The sequence below is a fragment of the Halorubrum sp. ASP1 genome (assembly GCF_005435135.1).
Taxonomy (GTDB): Archaea; Halobacteriota; Halobacteria; order Halobacteriales; family Haloferacaceae; genus Halorubrum; species Halorubrum tropicale.
This window is the reverse complement of sequence record NZ_SGUA01000002.1, coordinates 153,539-175,703: the sequence shown is the minus strand read 5'-3', so window position 1 is coordinate 175,703 and position 22,165 is coordinate 153,539. Positions and strand designations below refer to the sequence as shown.

22 protein-coding genes are annotated in these 22,165 nt (G+C 68.6%); 13 read left to right on the top strand and 9 right to left on the bottom strand.

Annotation, left to right across the window (positions count from 1 at the left end; translation table 11 throughout):
* Nucleotides 1-3 precede the first annotated feature (3 nt).
* The 4 genes from EXE48_RS03430 to EXE48_RS18670 form a co-directional block, all read right to left on the bottom strand.
* Nucleotides 4-282 (bottom strand): hypothetical protein, encoded by a 279-nt coding sequence (locus tag EXE48_RS03430; protein WP_121600337.1) that lies wholly within the window; start codon nt 280-282, stop codon nt 4-6.
* A gap of 66 nt (nt 283-348) precedes the next feature.
* Nucleotides 349-810 carry a DUF7346 family protein gene (locus EXE48_RS03425; protein WP_053772402.1) on the bottom strand — a complete coding sequence of 154 codons (462 nt, stop codon included), beginning with the start codon at nt 808-810 and terminating at the stop codon, nt 349-351.
* Nucleotides 811-836: 26 nt separating this feature from the next.
* Nucleotides 837-1,259: a DUF7322 domain-containing protein gene (locus EXE48_RS03420; RefSeq protein ID WP_053772401.1), complete on the bottom strand. Its 423-nt coding sequence runs from the start codon at nt 1,257-1,259 to the stop codon at nt 837-839.
* A 97-nt stretch (nt 1,260-1,356) separates the two neighbouring features.
* Nucleotides 1,357-1,530: a DUF7331 family protein gene (locus EXE48_RS18670; RefSeq protein ID WP_167551914.1), complete on the bottom strand. Its 174-nt coding sequence runs from the start codon at nt 1,528-1,530 to the stop codon at nt 1,357-1,359.
* A gap of 102 nt (nt 1,531-1,632) precedes the next feature.
* Here EXE48_RS18670 and EXE48_RS03415 point away from each other — a divergent pair, with 102 nt between their 5' ends.
* The 6 genes from EXE48_RS03415 to EXE48_RS03390 all read left to right on the top strand — a co-directional run bounded on the left by EXE48_RS03415 (nt 1,633) and on the right by EXE48_RS03390 (nt 9,341).
* Nucleotides 1,633-4,455, top strand: coding sequence for a DNA-directed DNA polymerase (locus EXE48_RS03415; RefSeq protein ID WP_053772400.1), 2,823 nt, complete (start codon nt 1,633-1,635; stop codon nt 4,453-4,455).
* A 145-nt stretch (nt 4,456-4,600) separates the two neighbouring features.
* Complete coding sequence (locus EXE48_RS03410; RefSeq protein ID WP_137705150.1) at nt 4,601-5,515, top strand: ABC transporter ATP-binding protein; 915 nt, start codon at nt 4,601-4,603, stop codon at nt 5,513-5,515.
* A gap of 52 nt (nt 5,516-5,567) precedes the next feature.
* Nucleotides 5,568-6,998: a Fe-S cluster assembly protein SufB gene (sufB, locus tag EXE48_RS03405; protein WP_137710744.1), complete on the top strand. Its 1,431-nt coding sequence runs from the start codon at nt 5,568-5,570 to the stop codon at nt 6,996-6,998.
* A 1-nt stretch (nt 6,999) separates the two neighbouring features.
* Nucleotides 7,000-8,214: a Fe-S cluster assembly protein SufD gene (gene sufD, locus EXE48_RS03400; RefSeq protein ID WP_053770097.1), complete on the top strand. Its 1,215-nt coding sequence runs from the start codon at nt 7,000-7,002 to the stop codon at nt 8,212-8,214.
* 154 nt (nt 8,215-8,368) lie between these two features.
* Nucleotides 8,369-8,854 carry a ferritin family protein gene (locus EXE48_RS03395; protein WP_053770962.1) on the top strand — a complete coding sequence of 162 codons (486 nt, stop codon included), beginning with the start codon at nt 8,369-8,371 and terminating at the stop codon, nt 8,852-8,854.
* Between the two features lie 43 nt (nt 8,855-8,897).
* Nucleotides 8,898-9,341 (top strand): metal-dependent transcriptional regulator, encoded by a 444-nt coding sequence (locus EXE48_RS03390; protein ID WP_053770098.1) that lies wholly within the window; start codon nt 8,898-8,900, stop codon nt 9,339-9,341.
* A gap of 27 nt (nt 9,342-9,368) precedes the next feature.
* Here the strand turns inward: EXE48_RS03390 and prf1 are convergent, their stop codons facing one another.
* Both prf1 and argS read right to left on the bottom strand, forming a co-directional pair.
* Nucleotides 9,369-10,619, bottom strand: a complete 1,251-nt coding sequence (gene prf1 / locus EXE48_RS03385) for a peptide chain release factor aRF-1 (protein ID WP_053770099.1) — start codon at nt 10,617-10,619, stop codon at nt 9,369-9,371.
* A gap of 75 nt (nt 10,620-10,694) precedes the next feature.
* Nucleotides 10,695-12,503, bottom strand: coding sequence for an arginine--tRNA ligase (gene argS, locus EXE48_RS03380; protein ID WP_137705149.1), 1,809 nt, complete (start codon nt 12,501-12,503; stop codon nt 10,695-10,697).
* 283 nt (nt 12,504-12,786) lie between these two features.
* On the opposite strand from argS, the gene EXE48_RS03375 reads away from it, so the two are divergent.
* Entirely contained in the window at nt 12,787-15,156 is a 2,370-nt protein-coding gene (locus EXE48_RS03375) for an amino acid permease (protein ID WP_053770101.1), read from the top strand.
* A 37-nt stretch (nt 15,157-15,193) separates the two neighbouring features.
* Here EXE48_RS03375 and EXE48_RS03370 read toward each other — a convergent pair whose 3' ends face one another.
* Entirely contained in the window at nt 15,194-15,430 is a 237-nt protein-coding gene (locus tag EXE48_RS03370) for an HVO_0649 family zinc finger protein (RefSeq protein WP_053770102.1), read from the bottom strand.
* A gap of 163 nt (nt 15,431-15,593) precedes the next feature.
* Between EXE48_RS03370 and EXE48_RS03365 the strand changes: the two genes are divergently transcribed.
* A complete protein-coding gene (locus EXE48_RS03365; RefSeq protein ID WP_053770103.1) occupies nt 15,594-16,361 on the top strand; it encodes an Lrp/AsnC family transcriptional regulator in 768 nt (255 codons plus the stop codon).
* 72 nt (nt 16,362-16,433) lie between these two features.
* Here EXE48_RS03365 and EXE48_RS03360 read toward each other — a convergent pair whose 3' ends face one another.
* Entirely contained in the window at nt 16,434-17,369 is a 936-nt protein-coding gene (locus tag EXE48_RS03360; protein WP_053770104.1) for an NAD-dependent epimerase/dehydratase family protein, read from the bottom strand.
* A 92-nt stretch (nt 17,370-17,461) separates the two neighbouring features.
* Nucleotides 17,462-17,902, bottom strand: a complete 441-nt coding sequence (locus tag EXE48_RS03355) for a DUF302 domain-containing protein (protein WP_053770105.1) — start codon at nt 17,900-17,902, stop codon at nt 17,462-17,464.
* 162 nt (nt 17,903-18,064) lie between these two features.
* On the opposite strand from EXE48_RS03355, the gene sta1 reads away from it, so the two are divergent.
* From sta1 to EXE48_RS03325, 5 genes are all read left to right on the top strand, one after another.
* Complete coding sequence (gene sta1 / locus EXE48_RS03350; protein WP_053770106.1) at nt 18,065-18,487, top strand: Sta1 family transcriptional regulator; 423 nt, start codon at nt 18,065-18,067, stop codon at nt 18,485-18,487.
* Between the two features lie 79 nt (nt 18,488-18,566).
* On the top strand, nt 18,567-19,850 hold the full coding sequence (locus tag EXE48_RS03345; protein WP_137707601.1) for a M20 family metallopeptidase: 1,284 nt from the start codon (nt 18,567-18,569) through the stop codon (nt 19,848-19,850).
* Nucleotides 19,851-20,125: 275 nt separating this feature from the next.
* Complete coding sequence (locus tag EXE48_RS03335; protein ID WP_053770963.1) at nt 20,126-20,362, top strand: sulfurtransferase TusA family protein; 237 nt, start codon at nt 20,126-20,128, stop codon at nt 20,360-20,362.
* Nucleotides 20,359-21,504, top strand: coding sequence for an NAD(P)/FAD-dependent oxidoreductase (locus EXE48_RS03330; RefSeq protein ID WP_137705147.1), 1,146 nt, complete (start codon nt 20,359-20,361; stop codon nt 21,502-21,504). The genes EXE48_RS03335 and EXE48_RS03330 overlap by 4 nt, the downstream gene beginning before the upstream one ends.
* Nucleotides 21,505-21,506: 2 nt before the next feature.
* Nucleotides 21,507-22,136 carry a helical membrane plugin domain-containing protein gene (locus EXE48_RS03325; protein ID WP_053770109.1) on the top strand — a complete coding sequence of 210 codons (630 nt, stop codon included), beginning with the start codon at nt 21,507-21,509 and terminating at the stop codon, nt 22,134-22,136.
* Nucleotides 22,137-22,165: the final 29 nt, after the last annotated feature.

Below are 22,165 nucleotides of genomic sequence, written 5' to 3'. Positions count from 1 at the left end.
CGCTCACGCCCCGGCCTGCCCGAGCAGATAGGCGAACGTACCGAGGGCGACGGCGACGGCGAGCCCGGCGTACGCGAGCAGGTACCGCCACGAGTCCGCCGAGGAGTACCGGAAGGCGGCGACGGCACCGACTCCCGCGAGCGCGAGGAACCCGTACGCGACCGGGGGTCCGGCCAGGCCGAGGCGATGCGCCAGGACTCGTTCCGAGATGAGCGGGGCGAGGAGACCACAACAGACCGCGAGGAGGGCGCCGCCGAGGCGCCCGTTCGGTCGGAGCGCCATGGGCGAGGGGCGTCGGCCGACCGGCAAGTGCTTTCTGTCGGCGTCGGCCGTTCGACGCCGGCGGGATCAGCCGTCGTCCGACTCGGCGCCGCCGTCGTCCGCCGACTCGCCGCGCAGCAGCGCCAGCGCCTCGACCGCGACCGAGGTCGCCTCGTAGCCGCGCCGTCCGGCGACCTCGGCCTCGCCGACCAGGCCGGCCGCGCGGAACTCGGAGAGCGCGCCGTGGAGGTCGGACTCGCACATGTCGGCCGCGTCGAGGAGGTCGATGGCGGCGATCGGTCCTTCGTCGACGACCACCGCGAGCAGGCCGAGCGACCGGTCGTCGCGGACCGCGCCGAGCGTCCGACGGACCGGTTCCGGCACGCCGGAAGCGGCGGTCGCGAGCGGCGACTCGCCCTCCACGACCCGGAGGTCGTCGTTGTCGACGTAGCGCTCGACGCCGGTCGCCGGGTCCCGCACGCGGCTCGACTCGGCGGAGCGCTTCACGAGGAGGTACGTCTCGCCGTCGCCGTCGCGGACCGTCTGCATGATCGGAGGAGGGCCCTCGCCGGGTATTACGCTTCCGGGGGCGTCTCGTCGGGGTCGCGGTCGTCCGCCTCGGTCACCGTGTCGTCGGAGTCGGCGTCCGCCTCGGCCTCGTCCCGTGACCGCTTCCACGATCGATACGTCTGGTAGGTCCGGACCCCCGCTAAGAGGCCGACGACGAACAGGGCCGGACCGATCCGCGACCAGCCCTCGAAGAACCACACCATCGGGCCGAGCGCGACGAGGAGGACGGCGGCGTTGGCGTAGATGACGGCGACGACGAACGCGCGGAGGGTGTCCCGGTCCACGTCGCTCGCGCCCTCGAAGTCGCCGCCGTCGTCGAACGACTTCACCGAGGGCGCCTTCGGGATGTCGGGCGTCATCTCCCGCTCGGCGTCGGAGCTCTCGCCGACCGAGATCTCGCCCTCGTCGTCCTCGTCGAGGCTGAACACGTCCGGTCGTACGCCGCGCCGGTGCAAATGGGTTCCGTCCGAGCGCGGCGGCTACGGGGGACGAGATCGGCGCGGCGGGACCGAGGGCCGAACCCTCTCAGACCGCGTCGGCGAGCCGGACGGTTCGGCTCGCCTCGACCCACGCGAGGGGGTTCGCGGCGTCGAAAAGCACCACGTTTCCGTCGTCTTCGTACGCCTCCACCTCGGCGTCGACCGCGTCGGAGTCGGCCGGGCGAGCCACCTCGGATTCGGAGCGTGGGTCCGAAGACATAGACCGTGGTAAGTCATCACACATTATATGCCTTTCCGTGGCGGGATAGCTCGCCGCACCCGAAAGCCGAGTTTTTTAGCCGGGTGCCGCCGAAGGACGGATATGACTCAGTCGGGGCTGTCGGACTTCTCGTCGACCGGGGACGCGGGCGACGGGGCCGACGGCGACACGGACACCGAACGGGAGGAGCTGGCCGCCCAGGAGGCGGCCGTCGTCGCCGGCGGCGGCCGCGGGCACGTCAGCGACGTGGTCGACGTCGACGAGGCGAAGTTCCCGGAGTCGACCGGGACCGTCGAGTTGATGATCACCCAGATCGACTACGCCGTCGAGGGGTACGGGAGCGACGAGTACCCGGTCGTCCACGTGTTCGGTCGGCGGCCGGCCGAGAACGTGGACGGGGAGGCCGAACACGTCGACGGGGACCCGGACCACGATATCGTCGAACACCTCCGCGTGCTCGGCGTCGAGCCGTACTTCTACGTGCCCACCGCCGACCTCGACCGCGACCCCGTCGAGGAGTACGACGTGGTGATCGGGACCCGCGAGGAGAGCCCCGACGGCGAGCCCTTCGAGAGCATCCGCGGCGAGCCGCTCACCCGGATCGTCACCCGGACGCCCCGCGACGTGGGGAACATCCGGGACGACTTCGAGACGAGCTTCGAGGCCGACATCCTGTTCCCGAACCGCTTCCTGATCGACAACGGGATCAACGGCGGGATCCGCGTCGAGGAGCGGCGCCTCGACGACGGGGAGGGGACGATCCAGGTCCACGAGGGCCACCTCGAACCCGCCGAGGTCGACGCCGACCTCCGCGTGAACACCTTCGACATCGAGGTCGACGACCGGCGCGGCTTCCCCGAGGACGGCGAGGAGCCGATCATCTGTCTCACCAGCCACGACTCCTACGACGACGAGTACGTCGTCTGGCTGTACGACGCGCCCGAGGCCGACATCCCGCCGCCGGCGGACCTCCCCGACTACGAGGGGATCGTCGGCGGCGACGGGGAGCTGGACTTCCGGGTCCGCACCTTCGAGGAGGAGGCCGCGATGCTCGACGCGTTCGTCGAGTACATCGACGAGACGGACCCGGACCTCCTGACCGGCTGGAACTTCGAGGACTTCGACGCGCCGTACGTCCTCGACCGGCTGGAGGTGCTCGACGAGGGGAGCCAGTACGACCTCGACGTCGACCGGCTCTCCCGGATCGGCGAGGTGTGGCGCTCCGGCTGGGGCGGCCCGGACGTGAAGGGGCGGGTCGTCTTCGACCTGCTGTACGCCTACAAGCGCACGATGTTCACCGAGCTGGAGTCGTACCGGCTCGACGCGGTCGGCGAGCGCGAGCTCGGCGTCGGAAAGGAGCGCTACACGGGCGACATCGGCGACCTCTGGGAGCAGGACCCCGAGCGCTTGCTGGAGTACAGCATCCGCGACGTGGAGCTGTGCGTCGAGATCGACCGGAAGCAGGACGTGATCGCCTTCTGGGACGAGGTGCGGACCTTCGTCGGCTGTAAGATCGAGGACGCGCCGACGCCCGGCGACACCGTCGACATGTACGTCCTCCACAAGGCGTTCGGGAAGTTCGCGCTCCCGACGAAGGGCCAACAGGAGTCGGAGGAGTTCGAGGGCGGCGCCGTCTTCGACCCGATAACGGGCGTCAAGGAGATGGTGACGGTCCAAGACCTGAAGAGCCTCTACCCGATGTGCATGGTGACGATCAACGCCGGCCCGGAGACGAAGGTCGACCCCGACGAGTACGACGGCGAGACGTACGTCGCGCCCAACGGGACCCACTTCCGGAAGGAGCCGGACGGCATCATGCGCGAGATGGTCGACGAGCTGCTCTCCGAGCGCGAGGAGAAGAAGGCGCTCCGGAACGACCACGACCCCGGGACCGAGCCGTACGAGCAGTACGACCGCCAGCAGGGAGCTGTCAAGGTTATTATGAACTCACTCTACGGCGTGACGGGGTGGGATCGGTTCCGTCTTTACGACAAAGAGGGCGCAGCAGCCGTCACAGCGACCGGTCGCGAAGTCATCGACTTTACCGAGGAGGCCGCTGAAGAGCTTAATTACCAGGTTGCTTATGGAGATACCGATTCGGTAATGTTGTCTCTTTCTGACATGTCGAAGGAGGAGGCGATAGAGACCTCCTTCGAGATAGAGGACCACATCAACGAGCGCTACGACGACTTCGCGCGCGAGGAGCTCAACGCCAGCGAACACCGCTTCCAGATCGAGTTCGAGAAGCTCTACCGGCGGTTCTTCCAGGCGGGCAAAAAGAAGCGGTACGCGGGCCACATCGTCTGGAAGGAGGGGAAAGACGTCGACGACATCGACATCACCGGCTTCGAGTACAAGCGCTCGGACATCGCCGGCATCACGAAGGAGGTCCAACAGAACGTCATCGAGACGATCGTGACGGGCGACGACATCGACGACGACATGGAGGAGGTCAAGGGGTACCTCGTCGACGTCATCGCGCGGGTGCTCGACGGCGACGTGGACCTCGACGAGGTCGGGATCCCCGGCGGCATCGGCAAGAAGCTCGACGCCTACGACACCCCGACCGCCCAGGTCCGCGGCGCGAAGTACGCCAACCTCATGCTCGGGACGAACTTCGGCAGCGGGTCGAAGCCGAAGCGGCTCTACATCGAGAAGGTCCACCCGGACTTCTGGGCGCGGATGGAAGACGAGGCGGGGCTCGACCCCCAGCGGGACCACCTCTACGGCGAGTTCAAGCGCGACCCGGACGTGATCTGCTTCGAGTACGCCGACCAGGTCCCCGACGAGTTCGAGGTCGACTGGGAGAAGATGCTCGACAAGACCCTCAAAGGACCGATAGAGCGCGTGATAGAGGCGCTCGGCATGTCGTGGGAGGAGGTCAAGACGGGCCAGGAGCAGACGGGGCTGGGCTCGTTCATGTGACCGACGGCGAGGCGAAACGCCGGTCGTCGAAAGCACTTTTCGATCGGAAGAAAATTTCTTGGTCGATCTGCGATTTTTGAGGCGGAGATGCGTAACCGTTAACCCCCGCAACGCCCACTGTTCGCACACGAGGCACGAGAACACAATGGCAACTCTCGAAATCAACGACCTTCGGGCACGAGTGGCCGAAGAGGGCGGTGAACGGATCCTTCGCGGCGTCGACCTGACCGTCGAGTCCGGGGACATCCACGCGCTGATGGGTCCCAACGGCTCGGGCAAGTCGACGCTGGCGAAGGTGATCGCCGGCCATCCGGCCTACGAGGTGACCGACGGGTCGGTCTCCCTCCACCTCGACGAGGACGACGTCGCCGACATCGACGCCGACCTCGACGACGAGGATTACCACTGGGAGCTCCTGGAGCTGGAGCCGAACGAACGCGCCGCGCTCGGCATCTTCCTCGGCTTCCAGTACCCCGCCGAGATCGAGGGCGTCACCATGACGAACTTCCTCCGCCAGGCCCTCAACGCGAAGGCCGACGAGCGCGAGGAGCTGTTCGAGGACGAGGACGAGGAGTCGGCCGAGGCCGACGACGAGGGGTACGAGACCTCCCCGATGGAGGGCCCCGCGGACGACGGCGAGATCGGCGTCGCCGAGTTCCAGGAGATCCTCTCCGAGAAGATGGAGCTGCTCGACATGGACGAGAAGTTCATGCAGCGGTACCTCAACGCCGGCTTCTCCGGCGGCGAGAAGAAGCAGAACGAGGTCCTCCAAGCCGCGATGCTGGAGCCGAGCGTCGCCGTGCTCGACGAGATCGACTCCGGGCTCGACATCGACCGCCTGAAGGACGTCTCGAAGGGGATCAACGCGCTCCGCGACGAGCAGGGCACGGGGATCCTCCAGATCACCCACTACCAGCGCATCCTCGACTACGTCGAGCCCGACCACGTTCACGTCATGCTCGACGGCGAAGTCGTCAAGAGCGGCGGCGCGGAGCTCGCCGAGAAGCTGGAGGACGAGGGGTACGACTGGGTCCGCGAGGACGCCTTCGAGGCGGCGTAACCGAATGCGGGCACGCGACACACCTAAACACGGGAATCCGTAACAATACACTATGAGTTCACAACAGGACGACCTCAAGGAGACAGACACCGAGGCTCGCTTCGAGTTCAAGAAGGAGGAGAAGTCCGCCTTCAAAAGCGAGAAGGGCCTCACCGAGGAGACGGTCCGCGTCATCTCGGAGGACAAGGACGAACCGGAGTGGATGTTGGAGCGCCGCCTGCGCGCGCTCGAGCAGTTCCAGGAGATGCCGATGCCGACCGACTGGCCCGGGCAGCCCGATCTCTCTGAGGTCGACGTCGAGGAGATCGTGCCGTACATCCGCCCGGACATCGACAAGCGCGGCGGCGCGGACAGCTGGGAGGACCTCCCGGAGGAGATCCAGGACACCTTCGACAAGCTGGGCATTCCGGAGGCCGAGAAGAACGCGCTCTCGGGCGTCGGCGCGCAGTACGAGTCCGAGATCGTCTACCAGAACATGCAGGAGCGGTGGGAAGAGAAGGGCGTCATCTTCTGTGACATGGACAAGGCCGTCCAGGAGCACGAAGAGCTCGTCCGCGAGCACTTCATGACGAAGTGCGTCCCCCCGAGCGACAACAAGTTCGCGGCGCTCCACGGCGCCATCTGGTCCGGCGGTTCGTTCGTCTACGTCCCGGAGAACACCACCGTGGAGATGCCGGTCCAAGCGTACTTCCGGATGAACTCCGAGGGGATGGGCCAGTTCGAGCACACGCTCATCATCGCCGAGGAGGGCTCCGAGGTCCACTACATCGAGGGCTGTTCCGCGCCGAAGTACTCGGCGTTCAACCTCCACTCGGGCGGCGTGGAAGTGTTCGTCGGCGAGGACGCCCACGTCCAGTACTCGACCGTCCAGAACTGGTCGAAGAACACGTACAACCTGAACACGAAGCGCGCCATCGCCGAGAAGGGCGGGCGCATGGAGTGGATTTCGGGGTCGATGGGGTCGAAGGCGACGATGCTGTACCCCTCGACGATCCTGAAGGGACGCGGCGCCTCCGACAACCACATCACCATCGCCTTCGCGGGCGAGGGTCAGGACATCGACACCGGCGCGAAGGTGTACCACAACGCGCCGAACACGAAGTCCACCGTCGAGTCGAAGTCGATCGCGAAGGACGGCGGCCGCACCAACTACCGCGGCCTCGTCCACATCGCGGACGGCGCGGAGAACTCCTCGACGGCCGTCGAGTGCGACGCGCTGATGTTCGACAACGAGTCGACGTCGGACACGATGCCGTACATGGAGATCAACGAGTCGCAGGTCGACGTCGCCCACGAGGCGACCGTCGGCAAGATCGGCGACGAGGACATCTTCTACCTCCAGTCGCGCGGACTCGACGACGACGACGCCAAGCAGATGATCGTCTCGGGCTTCATCGAGCCGATCACGGAGGAGCTGCCGATCGAGTACGCCGTCGAGCTCAACCGGCTCGTCGAGCTGGAGATGGAGGGTTCGCTCGGATAACATGAGCACGAAGCAAATCGAGAGCCTCTCGGAGGAGACGGTACGACGCATCGCCGACGAACGCGACGAGCCCGAGTGGCTCTTAGAGACCCGACTGAACGCGCTGGCCGCGCTGGAGACCGCGGAGCTGCCCGACGTCATCCAGACGCCGGGGCGCCGCTGGACCGACCTGGAGGCGCTGGACTTCGAGGCGCTCGTCGACCCGCTGAACCAGGCCGACGAGACCGAGCGGACCGCGGGCGACGACGAGGTCGTCGTCCTGCCGTTCACCGAGGCGCTCGCCGAGTACGGCGACGTGATCGAGGCGAACTTCGGCTCAGTCCTCGACCCCGAACACAACTACCTCACCGCGCTTTCGGTCGCGCTCTTCACCACCGGGACGTTCGTCTACGTCCCCGAGGGCGTCGACGTCGAGGACGTGACGGTGCGCGCGGAGATGAACTCCCGCTCGCTGTTCAGCCAGACGCTCGTCGTCGCCGAGGAGTCCTCGTCGGTGACGATCCTCGAGTCGATCGAGACCGGTGACGCCGAGGTCGACGACGACCGGTACTTCTCGAACCTCGTCGAGGTCGTCGCGGGCGAGAACGCGAACGTCCAGTTCGGCTCGCTCCAGAACCTCGACTCGGACGCGTACACCTACTCGCTGAAGCGCGGCGTGACGGACACGTACGCGACGATCGACTGGATCGAGAGCAACTTCGGCTCGAAGCTCACCCGCTCCGACATCGAGACCGACCTGAACGGCGACGGCTCCGAGAGCCAGATCGTCGGGACGTTCTTCGGCACGGACGACCAGCACTTCGACATCAACGCCCGCGTGTGGCACCAGGCCGAGCAGACGACCGCCGACCTGGTCACCCGCGGCGTGCTCGACGACGTCGCCCGCTCCGTCTACGAGGGCGTCCAGGACGTCGGCGAGGACGCGTGGAACACCTCCAGCTACCAGCGCGAGAACACGCTGATGCTGTCGGACGAGGCCGAGGCGGACGCGTCGCCGAAGCTGATCATCCACAACCACGACACCGAGGCCTCCCACTCCGCGACGGTCGGGCAGGTCGACGCAGAGGACCTGTTCTACCTCGAGAGCCGCTCGATCGACTCGCGGACGGCCCGGAACATGCTCGTCGAGGGCTTCTTCGTGCCCGTCCTCGAGGAGATCGCGGTCGACGAGTTCCGCGACGACGTCGAGGAGCTCGTCTTCGAGCGCCTCCAGTAAGCGGTCGGCACTCGCCGCCCGCCCGCCGAACGGATTTTTCCGACGCCCGACGCGCCGACTCCGCGACCGGCGCGCGAGGGGAACCGCTTAAGACCGACGACGCCCGAGTCGATGGTATGCGAACCCGCGTATCGCGCCGTCTCGGGTGGTCGCGGTGAGCGTGAGCCAGCGGGTCGCCTCCGACGACCAACTCGCGCGACTGCTCCAGATCGGCATCGTACTCGAAGAGGTCGTCGAAGCGCGAGCGCACCGCCACTACCAGCAGCTGGACGCCGAGCTCGACGAGGAGGTGGAGACGCTGCTCGCGGACGCCGCCGAGGAGTCGGCCGACCACCGCGAGCGCTTGGAGGCGATCATCGAGGGGCTCGGCGTCGACAGCGTCCCGTTCGACGAGATCGAGTCGCTGGTCGACGCCCGCTACGGACGGACGCGACCGGAGGACTTCGACGACGTGCTGTACGACCAGCTGTGCAACGAGGAGACGGCCTACAAGTTCTACGACGACCTCATCGAGGCGATCGAGGGCTCCGACGCGGCGTTCTCGATCGACCGCGATGAGCTGATCGCGACCCTAACGGCGATCCGCGACGAGGAGGCCGAGGGCGTGCGCGAGGTCACGGAGGTCATGGAGCGCCGATGAACCGGACAGACGAGTCGCCGACGAGCGCCGACGGAGGACAGCCGTGAACACCGCAGATCAGTACCTCAAGACGATATACGTCGTACAGGACCAGGAGGACGGGCCCGCCTCGACCGGGTCGATCGCCGACGCGCTCGGCGTCAGCCCGGCCAGCGCCAACGAGATGATCGGCAAGCTCGAAGAGCGGGGGCTCGCCGAACACGAGAAGTACAAGGGCGTGCGCCTCACCGACGACGGCATCGTCCGCGCGCGGGACGCCCTCCAGACGTACTGTATCATCGAGCGCTTCCTCGCCAACGTCCTCGCGGTCGAGGACTTCCAGGCGGAGGCCCGCGAGCTTGAGGCGGTCATCGACGACACGGTGGCCGAGCGGCTCGACACGATCATCGACCGCCAGCCGGAGTGTCCGGACTGCTTCGACCCCGAGTCCGACGCCTGCGCGTGCCTGGAGGTCGCGGCGACGCCGGTCGAACCGGAACAGCAGTAACGTTTCGCCCCGTCGCGGAGAGCGGCTTTACACGCCGGTGGAGTAGCGCAGGATGCCCGCGATGCCGCCGAACGCGTCGAGCAGCTGCTCGCCCTTCTCGAAGTCCGTCGAGATGAACCGCGTCTCGGTGCCGCGCTGCTCCGCGATGGCCATCAGGTGTTCGATGACGTCCTCGCGCTTCTCGACGGTCGCCTCGTCGCCGCACTCGCTACACTCGTGGTCTGGCGTCGAGTGACGGGCGTCGACCACCTCGTACTCCTCGTGGCCGTTCGGGCACTCGTAGACGACGACGTCCGAGCGGAGGTCCTCGGAGATGAGCAGGCGGTCGACCGACCCCATGATCAGGTTCCGGCGGGTCTGTTCGAACCCGTAGGTGGCCTCCTGCCCGGTGTTGAGCTTCTCGAAGAACTCCTCCATGTCGTTTTTGTCCTGGACGATCTCCTGGTCCGCGAGCGCCTCCTGGCCCGCGTCGACGAGGTCCTTCAGGCCGGACTCGTCGGTGTAGGCCACGTCGAACTTGCCGAGGACCTTGTCCTGAAGTTCGTGGTGGAGGTAGTCGCCGTCGAGGAACTCGTCTTTCGTCGGCGAGGGGCCGCCGACGAGGATGCCGTCGAGCTCGTGGCGCCTGTCGACGAACAGGTCGTTGGCCATCCCCGCGACCTCCTGGTAGAAGTTGTCGATGGCCTCTAAGCGCAGACGGGCGAACCGCTGTGCGGACTGACCCCCCTTCCGCTGCTTGCCGGGGACGAGCGAGGAGGCGGACTTGACGGGTTCGACGCGCTTGCCCTTCAGCCAGCCGACGTTCGCCTCGCGGCGGTCCAAGACGATGAGCCCGAAGAGCCCGGAGTCTTCGAGCATGTGTTCGAGCGGCTCGGTGAGGAACTCCGAGTCGCAGTGGTATCGGAACGACTCGACGGGCTGTGGCGGCGACTCCAGCGTCCGGGTGACCATGTCGGTCTGGCCGCCGCCCGCGTCGATGGCGCCGGAGAAGATCACCAGTCCGTTCTCGGGCGGGAAGGTGTCGTAGTAGCGCAGTCGGTCCTTGATCGAGGTGAGCGCGTCCTGAACGGCGGTCCGGGTCTGCTTGGACTTGATGTTCGACGCCTCGCTGTGCTCCTGGGTAACGTGGGCCACCACGTCGGAGATCTGCCTGTCTTCGGGGATGTAGATGGTGACGAGCTGGGTGCCGGAGCCCTCGTAGTCTTTGAGTTCCTCGATTACCTTGCGGAACTCGTACTTCCGGCGGTCCTCGTTCGCCTCCTGTGCGTCGCTACTCATTGTCCGAAATACGGTCGCGTGCGTGTAAGTAAGCTTTGACCTGACGATACCCCCGGGAGCGACCGTCTCGCCGCGCTACATCGACTCCGGCGCCTCGACGCCCAGCACGTCGAGCGCGTTCGCCATCGTGTGCTTCGCGGCCGCGACGACGGCGACGCGGGCGTCGCGGAGCTCGTCGGTCTCGGCGGTCACGACCGGGCACTCGCGGTAGAAGGCGTTGTAGGCGTCGGCGAACTCGCGGGTGAACGTCGCGATCGTGTGCGGCTCCAGGTCGTCGGCCGCAGCCTCGATGGCGGCGGGGAAGCGGGCGACCTCCCGGAGGAGGTCGCGGGCCGCCTCGGTCTCTAACGCGCCCGCGTCCACGTCGAGCGCGTCGGGATCGACCGCGCCGTCGGCGTCGGCGGTCACGCCGGGCACGTCGACGCCCTCGGCCGCTGCCTCGTCGAGGATGCCGGCGCAGCGCGCGTGGACGTACTGGACGAACGGGGCCGACTGCGCCTCGAAGTCGAGCGCGTCCTCCCACTCGAAGGTGATCGCCTTGGCGGGCTGCTTCGAGACGATGTCGTACCGCACGGCGCCGATCCCGACCTGGTGGGCGATGCGCTCGACGTCCTCGTCGGTGAGGTCATCGCCGCGGATGCGGTCGTCCATCCGCGACTCGACGGCGTCGCGGGCGCGGTCGATGGCCTCGTCGAGGAGGTCGTCGAGCATCACGCCCGTCCCCTTCCGCGTCGACATCTTCCCGTCGGGGAGGTTGACGTACGAGTAGATGACGTGGCCGAGCCGGTCGGTGTCGTTGCCGAGGAGTTCGAGGGTCGCGTCGAGCTGGTCGGCCTGGAGCTTGTGGTCCTCGCCGAGGACGGTGACGGCGCGGTCGTAGTTGTCGAACTTCCACTCGTGGTGGGCCAGGTCGCGGGTGGTGTAGAGGCTCGTGTCGTCGGAGCGCAGGAACACGAGGTTCTTGTCGATCCCCCACTCGTCGAGCTCCAGCTGCCAGGCGTCTTCCTCGTAGACGGCGTGATCGGTCTCCTTGAGCCGCGCGGCGATGTCGTCCGTCGAGCCGTCGCGCATGAACCGCGTCTCCTTGACGAACTCGTCGAACTCGGCCGGCAGGCGGGCGAGGCACTCCTTCATGCCGCCCAGCACCGCGTCGACGACCTCGCCGACGCGCTCGTAGGTCGCCTCGTCGCCGGCCTCGAGCCCCTGGAGGATCGCCTGTATCTCCTCCTCCGCGGCCTCGACCGCGTCCGGGTCGGCCTCCTCCAAGAAGGCGTTCCCCTTCCGGTAGTAGCGCACGAGGTCGTACTCCGCGCGGTCGCGGGCGGGCTCGGCGTCGAGGTCGGCCTCGTCGAACCGCTCGTACGCCCACGTGAACACCGCCATCTGCCGGCCGGCGTCGTTGACGTAGTAGTGGCGGTCGACGTCGTAGCCCGCGTACGCCAGGAGGTTCGCCACGGCGTCGCCGACGATGGGGTTGCGCGCGCGGCCGACGTGGACGGGGCCGGTCGGGTTCGCGCTGGTGTGCTCGACGACGACCGAGGCGTCGCGGTCGGGGAGCGCGCCGTACGCCGGATCGACGGCCGCCGCGTCGAGCGTGTCGGCGAGGTAGCGCTCGTTCGCGTGGAAGTTGACGTACGGCCCCGCGGTGTCGACGCGCCCGACGTAGTCCGCGTCCGCGACCGACACCGCCTCGGCGACGGTCGCCGCGACGTTCGGCGGCGCGTCGCCGACCTCGCCCGCGAGCCGGAACGCGACGCTGGAGGCGAGCGTCGCGTCCATGTCGTCCGGCGGGCGTTCGATGCCGAGGTCGTCGGTCGGGAGGTCGAGCTCGGCGAGCGCGTCCGCGAGCGCCGCCTCGACCTCCGACCGGAGCTGCCTGAACATACCGTCCGTTCGACGGGCGGGTTAAAAGGCCCTTCCGAACCGTGCCGCGGACTCGAACGGACGGAGGGCCCTCGGGTCCGCCGCGGCGCGCGCCGCCGACCCGTTTTCGAATCGATAATTTCCGCTCCGACTGGACCACTCATGGGCAAATCGTACCGGGAGATATTTTGTCTCCGGGGTTCAGACCAGGAGGTAACCATGTTCTACGGCATAGCGGCGAGACCACGGCACGACGCGATCGGTCGACGCGGACAACTGGTACGCCGGACGCTCCTTCGCACCGATGGTTGAGCACACCCGGACGCTGGACTTCAAGATCGCGTTCGCCATCGGCCTGGGGACGATGATCGCCGCCGGCATCTTCTCGCTCTCCGGCACCGCCGTCGCGGCGATCGGCTCCAGCGCCGTCATCGCGTTCGTCATCGCGGCCGTCATCGCCGGGATCACCGCCGCCGGGTACTCGGAGTTCGCCTCGATCTACTCCGAGAACGGCGGGGGGTACCTGTTCTCCTCGCGGACCTTCGAGAACGACACGCTCGTCTACGCCATCGGCGCGATGCTCTTCCTCGGCTACACCGGGACGACGGCGTTCTACCTCGCGACGATGGACGAGTGGTTCTTCAGGTTCGTGCTCCCGGAGGCGTTCCACGTCCTCCCGCACGGGACGACGGGAGTGCTCGCCGCGCTGCTCCTCGGGACGCTGAACGCCCGGGGGACAGAGGAGAGCGGGATGTTCCAACTGTTCGTGACGGGGGCGAAGGTGGCCGTCCTGCTGGCGTTCATCGGCGGCGCGTTCTCGTTCCGCGGCCCGTCGACGGCGGTCGGCACCTTCGCGACGGGCTTCACGACGGACGTGGTGGGGATCGTGTCGATCGCCGCGCTGGCGTTCATCACGTTCTTCGGCTTCTCCGCCATCGCCGCCAGCGCCGGCGAGATCATCGAGCCGAAGCGGACCGTCCCGCGGGCCATCGCCGCGTCGATTGTCACGGTCACCGTCCTGTACGCGCTGGTGATCGTCGCGATGGTCAACTCGCCGGTCCCCGCGGAGGTCATCGCCCGCGAGGGCGAGACCGCGATGGGCGAGGTCGCCGCCGGCTTCCTCGGCCCCGTCGGGCGGTCGCTCATCGTCGCCGGCGCCATCTTCAGCATGGTCAGCGCGTCGAACGCCTCGATACTCGCCGCCAGCGGGATCGGCTCGCTGATGGGCCGCCAGGGGCAGGCCCCCCGACCCTTCTCGCGGATCCATCCGGAGTACAACACGCCGTTCTGGAGCATCGCCACCGCGACCGGCACCATCGTCTTCCTGATCGTCGCGTTCATCATGTTGTTCCCGGCGGAGGGCGGCGTCCTCCCGTTCCAGATCAGCGTTCCCCTGCCCGTGGTCGGCTCCCTCGCGATCACGGAGCTGGGACTGACGACGCTGACCGGGTTCGCGACGCTGAACCTCCTGTTGCCGCTCTCGATCGTCAACCTCGCGCTCATCTACTCGCGGCGGCGCTACCCGGACATCGAGCGCGGGTTCCGGGTGCCCGGAGTCCCCCTCGTCCCGATCGCGGGCGTCCTCGCGAACCTCGGGCTGATCTACAACCTCCCGCTGAAGGGCGTCCTCGTCGGCGTCGTCCTCGTCGGGGCGCTGCTGGTCGCGTACCTGTCGTGGGGCGGGGCGCCGGCCGTCGACGAGCTGTTCGAGAAGGTGGTCGAGCCGGAGCCGGCCGCCGAGGAGACGGCCGGTGGCGCGGACACCGAGGCGACCGACGAAGACCGATACCGAGTGCTCGTCGCGGTCGCCCGCCCGGACAGGGCGGCGCGATACATCAGGCTCGCCGATACCCTGGGGAAGCTCCAGCACGACACGCCCCACATCCACGTGCTGAACGTCACGCAGATACCGGAGCAGACGCCGTCGGAGGTCGTCCGGGAGACCGCGGAGAGCCGCGTGACCCGGATCGAGGAGCTGCTCGCGGGCGAGGACCTCGACGCGGACTACACGGTCGAGGGCCACATCTGTCAGGACGTGGCGTTCGACATCCTCCAGACCGCCCGCGAGGGCGACGTCGACCAGATCCTGATGGGGTATCCCGAGGAGCACACCGACGTGGCCGAGACGATCGAGTACAAGGCGCCCTGCGGCGTGATGTTCGTGCGCGGGTTCACCGACGAGACGGACGCCTCGGTCGTCAACGTCGGCGCGGGCGGCGGCCCGCACCACAAGGCGCTGCTGCCGATGGTCGAGCGGCTCGGGCGCGACGGCGCGGAGCTCCACGTGGTCAGCGTCAATCCCGACGGCGGCGGGGGACGCGCGGAGTCGGCGGACGCGACCGTCGCCGGCCTCTCCGACGCCCCTGAGGTACAGATCCACAACGTCCAGGCGGCGACCGTCGCGGAGGGGTTAGTCGAGACGGCCGCCGAGAACGGCGGGATCCTCGTGATCGGCGCGACCCGGACCCGCAGGCTCAGGCGCTGGGTGTTCGGGAGCACGCCCGACCGCGTGATCGACCTCGCGGACGGGGCGGGCGTCCCGGTCATCGTCTACGCGGGCGACCGCGGCGTCCAGGGGCCGATCGAGGACTACCTCTACCCCGTCTACCGCTCGCTGACCGGTCGACAGCGGACCGAGGCGCCCGCCGACGGGACGTCGACCGAGGGCAACTGACCGCGTCGGCGCGGACCCTCCGGGGACGGTCGCCGGCTCACTGCCGCTTTTCGACGTGTTCCAGGGCCGTCTCGCGGTCCGAAAGCTCCAGCGTGTGTTCCCGTTCCGCGCCGCACCGGGGACAGGCGTGCGTGTACACGATGTCCGCCCCGTCGGCCTCGGCGTCCCACGCGCCGTCTTCGTCCTCGAACCCGCACGCCGGGCAGACGAGCTCCTCGTGGTCGTAGTGCTCTTTGAGCCGTTCGAACGGGGAGCGGCTGCGATCCGACGCCATACGCGACGTTTTGGTTTTTGAACCACAAAAAATTACTTCGTTTGAGTACGGTATACGTATTTGAGATGTTTCGAATCCGCGTTTCTCGAAACCCCCCTCGGGCACGGGGCGTCGTCGTGTGAGGGGCAAAACGTCTTTGGCCGGATAGCCAGTAGCTGGGGCCATGACCTACCGCCCCGACGAGATCGACCGTCGGATCCTCTACTACCTGGGGATGAACGCGAGGGACACGTCCGCGCCGATGATCGCCGAGGAGGTGGACGTCACTCCGGCGACGGTCCGCAACCGCATCAACCGACTGGAGGAGCAGGGAGTCATCCGGGGGTACCACGCCGACATCGACTACGAGAACTCGAACGGGAAGGTGACGACGCAGTTCACCTGTACGGCCCCCGTGAGCAAGCGGTCGGCGCTCGCCAACGAGGCGCTGTCGACCCCGGGGGTGACCCAGGTCCGAGAGCTCCTCGCCGGGCAGGAGAACCTCGTGGTCACCGCCGTCGGCGAGGACACGACGGACATCAACCGCATCGCGCAGCAGCTCTCCTCGGCCGGGGTGACCATCGAGCGCGAGGACATCGTCCTCGACGAGACGTTCCAGCCGTACCACGAGTTCGCCCCGGAGGAGGACCGGGCCCCGTCGGCGGTGACCGACTTCCAGACCGTCGTCGGCGGCGGGGAGGTCGTGGAGTTCACCGTCTCGGAGAGCGCCGACGTGGCCGGGCTCTCGCTTGAGACCGCCAACCAGCGGGGGCTGTTGTCCGACGAGGTGCTGGTCGTGGGGATCGAGCGCGACGGCGACCACATCGCGCCGAACGGCGACACGCGGATCAAGCCGGGCGACCTCGTCTCGGTGTTCTCGCCCGAGGCGCTCCCGGAGCGGCTCGTCGACGCGTTCGACGGCGACCCCCGACCGGCGAACGAGCGGGCGTGACCAGGCGGGGCCGTCTCGTCGCCCGGGGCGACGGCCGGAGCCGCGACCGGCTCCGCAGCGGTCGACCGCTCCCTACTCGACTATCTCGTCGATGAGTTCCCGGGCGCTCCGCCGGACCGCCTCGTCGCTCTCGATCGACGGCTCCCAGCCCAGGGCGGACAGCTTCTCGATCGACAGCCGCATCTTCGGCACGTCCCCGGTCCAGCCGCGGTCGCCGCCCGTGTAGCTGTACGCGGGGTCGACGCCCAGTTCCTCGCTGACGACGTCGGCGATCCGGGTCACCGAGGTGGTCGTCCGCGTCCCGAGGTTGTAGACGTTCAGGTCGTCGGCGGCGTGTTCGACGACGTGCTGGATGGCGTCGACGCACTCGGTGACGTGCATGTACGACTTCTCCTGGCGGCCGTCGCCGAGGATCTCCAGTTCGGTCGGGTCGTCGTCGAGCTTCTGGACGAAGTCGGGGATCACGTTGCCGCGCTGGCGCGGGCCGACGATGTTCGCGAACCGGAACACCCACGACTGGATCCCGTAGGAGTGCGCGAACGTCGAGATCAGCGCCTCGTCCGCGAGCTTCGCGGAACCGTACATCGAGATCGGTTCGAGGGGGGCGTAGTCCTCGGGCGTCGGCCGCGGCGCCTCGCCGTACACGGTCGACGAGGAGGTGAACGCGAACCGGTCGACGCCGACCTCGCGCATCCGTTCCAAGACGTTGTACGTCATCGCGGTGTTCTCCTCGAACAGCGCGCGGTCGTCGTCGTAGTTCGTGTCGGTGTACGCCGCGAAGTGGAAGACCGCGTCGAGGTCGGCGGAGACCGCGCGGGCGACGGCGTCGGGGTCCGTCACGTCCGCCTCGACGAACTCGGCGCCGTCGGGGACGCGGTCGCGGGTCCCCTTCGAGAGGTCGTCGGCGACGCGGACGGTCGCGCCGCGGTCGAGCAGGGCGGCCGCGAGGTGGCTCCCGACGAGCCCGGCGCCCCCGGTGACGAGGACGCGCGAATCGGCGAGGTTCATACGGGGTCGTCGTCGGTCGCGAATAAGTAGGTGTGGAATCGGAACGGAGGACGGGCGCGAGGCGGGCAGGGCGGGGCAAGAGCGACGCGACCTTACAGGTTCGCGAACGCCTCGTCGACGATCTCGCCGGTGTCGGCGACGATGTCCGCCATCTCGTCGTCGTCCGGCGCCATGCCCACGAGTCGAGCGATGCGCATGATGGAGACGTGGTAGACGCGCTGCGTGCCGGGCTCCTCCTCCCACACGACCACGTTACAGGCCATCAGCGCGCCCAGCTTGTTGTCCGTCGCGTCGAGGGCGCGGTCGGCGACCTCGGGGTTACACGCGCCCAGCACGTAGTAGGGGTCGCGACCCGCGTCGATCTTCTCGTTGAGCATCTCGGACGGCGAGAACTCGACGGGGATGCCGAAGCCGGCGTCGGTGAACACGTCGCGGACGTGTTCGATCGCCTCCTCGTGGTCCATTTCGAGGGTCGTCTGTTGCTCGCCGATGTCGTCCGGGTCGATCTGGGTCGGGTCGATCGGAAGCGTCATTCGTGTATCGTCTTGGGCCAACGTAGCAAATACCCTTTGGATAGGACGCCGAGAATCCGAGCGACACGCCGACCGAAGCGCGTCTGTGTCAACGCGGGAGAGATAGTCTTGTGCTGTTCGGGAACATCTTTAACCACCTCCGCCGCCCTATAGCCCGGTACGATGACCGCGTCAGTGCGCGAGGACCTCGAACGTGACATGGAGTGGCCGGACGTGCTGGAGTGTATCCACGGGCTCAACGACCGGGACCGGGCAGTCTTCCGGGCGCTCCAGCGGGCGGACGAGGGGCTCACCGTCGACGACGTGGCGGACCGGCTCGGCTGCGAGCGGTCGACGGCGCACCGGTCGATCTCGCGACTGGTCGAGGTCGACCTCGTCGTCCGGCGACAGGTGAACTACGACCACGGCGGCTACTACTACGTGTACCGGCCGCGGGCGCCGGAGGCGATCGCCCGCGAGATGCGGCGGCTCCTCAACAGCTGGTACGCGACCGTCGGCCGGCTCGTTCAGGAGTTCGAGGACCGGTACGGTCAGGAACCGGACGGGAGCGAGGACCGGACAGCGCAGCCCGATCCCGAGGCGTGAGCTGGCGACCCCCTCCCGCCGCAGCATATTGTGCAATATGTACAAAACAGCTAAATCGCCGGGCACCGAACCGGACGGTATGGCCGAAGACACGAGCGCGTCGCGGTCGGCGCCCGCCGGCGACGCCCCCGCCGAGTACGTGCGGGCCAACCGGGAGGCGCTGGTCTCGCTGGCCCTCGACCTGCTCGCCGTCGACACGTCGAACCCGCCCGGCGACACGCGGGAGATCGCCGCCGCCGTCGAGCGGTTCCTCGACCCGCTCCCGGTCGAGGTCGAGCGGGTCGCCGTCGACCCGGCGAAGCCGAACCTGCTCGTGCGGGTCCCCGGCGACGCCGACCGCACGCTCCTGTACAACGGGCACCTCGACACGGTGCCGTTCGACGCCGACGCGTGGACGCGCGACCCGCTCGGCGAGCGCGCCGACGGCCGGGTCTACGGCCGGGGGGCGACCGACATGAAGGGCGCCGTGGCGTCGCTGCTGTTCGCGCTCCGGGCCTTCGCCGCGACTGATACCGAGCCGCCCGTCGACCTCCTGTTCGCCCTCGTGAGCGACGAGGAGGTGGGCGGCGACGCCGGCCTCCCGGCGCTGCTCGACGCCGGTGTGCTCGACGCGGAGGCGTGCGTGATCGGCGAGCCGACCTGCGAGGCGGGGCGTCACTCCGTCACGGTCGCCGACCGGGGCAGCATCTGGTTGACGCTCGAAGCGGCGGGCGAGGCGGCGCACGGCTCCCGCCCGGCCCTCGGCGTCAACGCCGTCGACCGGCTCTACGCCGCCGTGGAGCGGATCCGAGATCGGTTCGGCACCGAGCGGCTGGCGATCGGCGCCGAGATGGAGCCGATCGTCGAGGAGTCGGTCGCGTACTACGCCCCGTCGATGGGCGAGGCGGCCGCCCGGGAACTGTTCCGGTACCCGTCGATCAACCTCGGCGTCTTCGAGGGCGGCGACGCGGTGAACGCCGTCCCGGGCTCCGCGCGCGCCGAGGTCGACGTGCGGCTCACCGCGGGCGTCCACACGCCCGACGTGCTCGCCGGGATCCGGGAGTGCGTCGCCGACTGCGAGGGGATCACGATCGCCGACGTCTTCTGGAGCGTCGGCACCGCCGAAGACCCCGAGGGCCCGCTCGTCGAGGCCGTCGCGTCGACGGCCGCGGGCGTCACCGGGGACCGCGTCTTCAGGCGGAGCGCGACGGGCGGCGGCGACGCCAAGAAGCTCCGGAACGCCGGGATATCGACGGTCGAGTTCTCGCTCGGGACCGACACCGCGCACGCGCCCGACGAGTACGTCCCGGTCGACGCGCTCGTCGACAACGCGGTCGTCTACGCCCGGCTCCCGGCGGCGTGGCGGGCCCGAACCGATGAGTAGCCGCCGGGGGCGAGCCCCGCGGACCGCCGACGGCGGTGCTGATGTCCCCCGAGGAGACGGCGGCGGCCGTTCGCAGCGCCGCGCCGCTCGAGTACGACCGGCGAGCCGATCTGTCGCCGTACCACTACGCGCTGGTGTTCGATCGGTAGCCGCACGACCACCGCCGTCGCGACCGTCACCGTTCGGCGCTGACCGGTCGATGGAATTTTTAGAATTGTGGAATGCTCGCACAAGACTAATAGGCCGCCCGCGAAACTGTGGGGTGTGAGACCGCCATGACCGACATCGAACCCCAAGAGACCGTCGACGCCAGAGGCGCAGCGTGCCCCGGCCCCCTGATGGACCTCATCGGAGCGATCCGGAGCGCCGAGTCGGGTGACGTCGTCCGGCTGCTGAGCGACAGCGACGGGTCGCTCACCGACGTCCCCGAGTGGGCCGAGGAGGCCGGCAACGAACTGCTCGCCGTCGAAGAGCTCGACGACCACAACGCGTTCTACGTGGAGAAAGCATGACCGAACGCATCGTCATCCTCGGCGGCGGGACCGGCGGCTCCGTGCTCGCCAACGACCTCGCCGACCGGCTCGGTCCGGAGATCGACGCGGGCGACGTCGAGGTCACCCTGATCAACGACGGCCCCGACCACGTCTACAAGCCCGTCTGGCTGTACGTCCCGTTCGGTAAGCGCGAACCGGCGGACGGTCGCCGCGCACTCGACGAGCTGATCGACGACGCGGTCGACCTCCGGATCGGCCGCGTGTCGGAGATCGACACGGATTCACGGGAACTCCGGTTCGACGGGACCGCGCCGACAGTGGAGTACGACCACCTCGTGCTGGCGACCGGGTCGACGCTGAAACCCGAGCGTATCCCCGGGCTCGCCGAGGGCGGGCACGACTACTACAGCGAGTCGGGCGCGACCGCCCTGCGCGACGAGCTGCTGGAGTTCACCGAGGGCGAGATCGTGTTGAGCGTCGTCGGGACGCCCCACATGTGTCCCGCGGCGCCGCTGGAGTTCGTGTTCATGGTCGACGACTGGTTCCGCGAGCGCGGTCTGCGCGAGGACATCGGGATCACCTACACGTACCCGATCCAGCGCGTCCACGGGAACCCCCACATCGCCGAGTGGGCCCGCCCCATCATGGAGGATCGGGACATCGCCGTGGAGACGTTCTTCAACGCGGAGTCGGTCGACCCCGAGGCGGAGACGATCACGTCGATGGAGGGGACCGAGCTCGACTACGACCTCCTCGTGTCGATCCCGCCCCACGGCGGCGTCGACCTGATCGAGGAGGCCGGGCTCGGCGACGACGGTTGGGTCGACGTCGACAAGCACACCCTGGAGGCCGAGGCCGCGGAGAACGTGTACGCGCTCGGCGACACCGCGGACACCGGCGTCCCGAACGCGGGCAGCGTGGCGCACTACCAGGCCGGCGTCGTCGGACAGCGCCTCGCCAGCGAGGTCCGCGGACGCCCGGCCACGGCGACGTACGACGGGAAGACGCTGTGCTTCATCGAGACGGGGATGGACGCGGCCTCGTTCGTCGAGTTCGACTACGAGCGCCCGCCGTCGCCCGCGCCGCCGTCGGAGAAGCTCCACTGGTCGAAGCTGGCGTACAACGAGTCCTACTGGCTCACCGCGCGGGGGCTGCTCTGACCATGTCCGAGACGGAAGCACCCGAGTCGGCCGACCTCGAGGCGGCGATCGCGGAGAATCCGGAGGCGGTCGCCGCGTTCGTGGAGCGGCTCGACGCCGTCAACGAGCTGCTGGACGTGCTCTCCTTGGGCGAGAGCGCGCTCTCCGACGAGATGGTCCGCGAGCTCTCGGCCACGGGGTCGACGCTCGCGGAGTCCGCCGACGGTCTGGCGACCGACGAGACCGTGGCGCTGGCCGAGGCGGTCGGCGAGAACGGCGACGACCTGCGAGCGGCGCTCGACACGCTGCTCGAGCTCCAACGGAGCGGCACGCTCGACGAACTGGCCGAGATCGCAGAGGTCGGCTCGCTCGCGACCGCGGCCCTCGACGACGAGATGGTCGCGTCGCTGGCCGGCACCGGCGCCGCGCTCGGCGAGGTGGCGCAGACCGCGGCCGACGACGACACCCGCGACGGCGTCGAGACCCTGCTGAAGGGCGTCGGCGAGGCGGAGCGCGAGCCGCCGGAGCGGGTCGGCGCCGTCGGGCTGCTCCGCGGCGTGCGCGACCCGGAGGTCCAGTACGGGCTCGGCTACCTGCTCGCGGTGGCGAGCGCGATCGGTCGCGAGCGCGCCGGCCGCGAGCGGAGTGAGTGAGCCCGCGGACCGGCGCGTCCGCCGGTCCG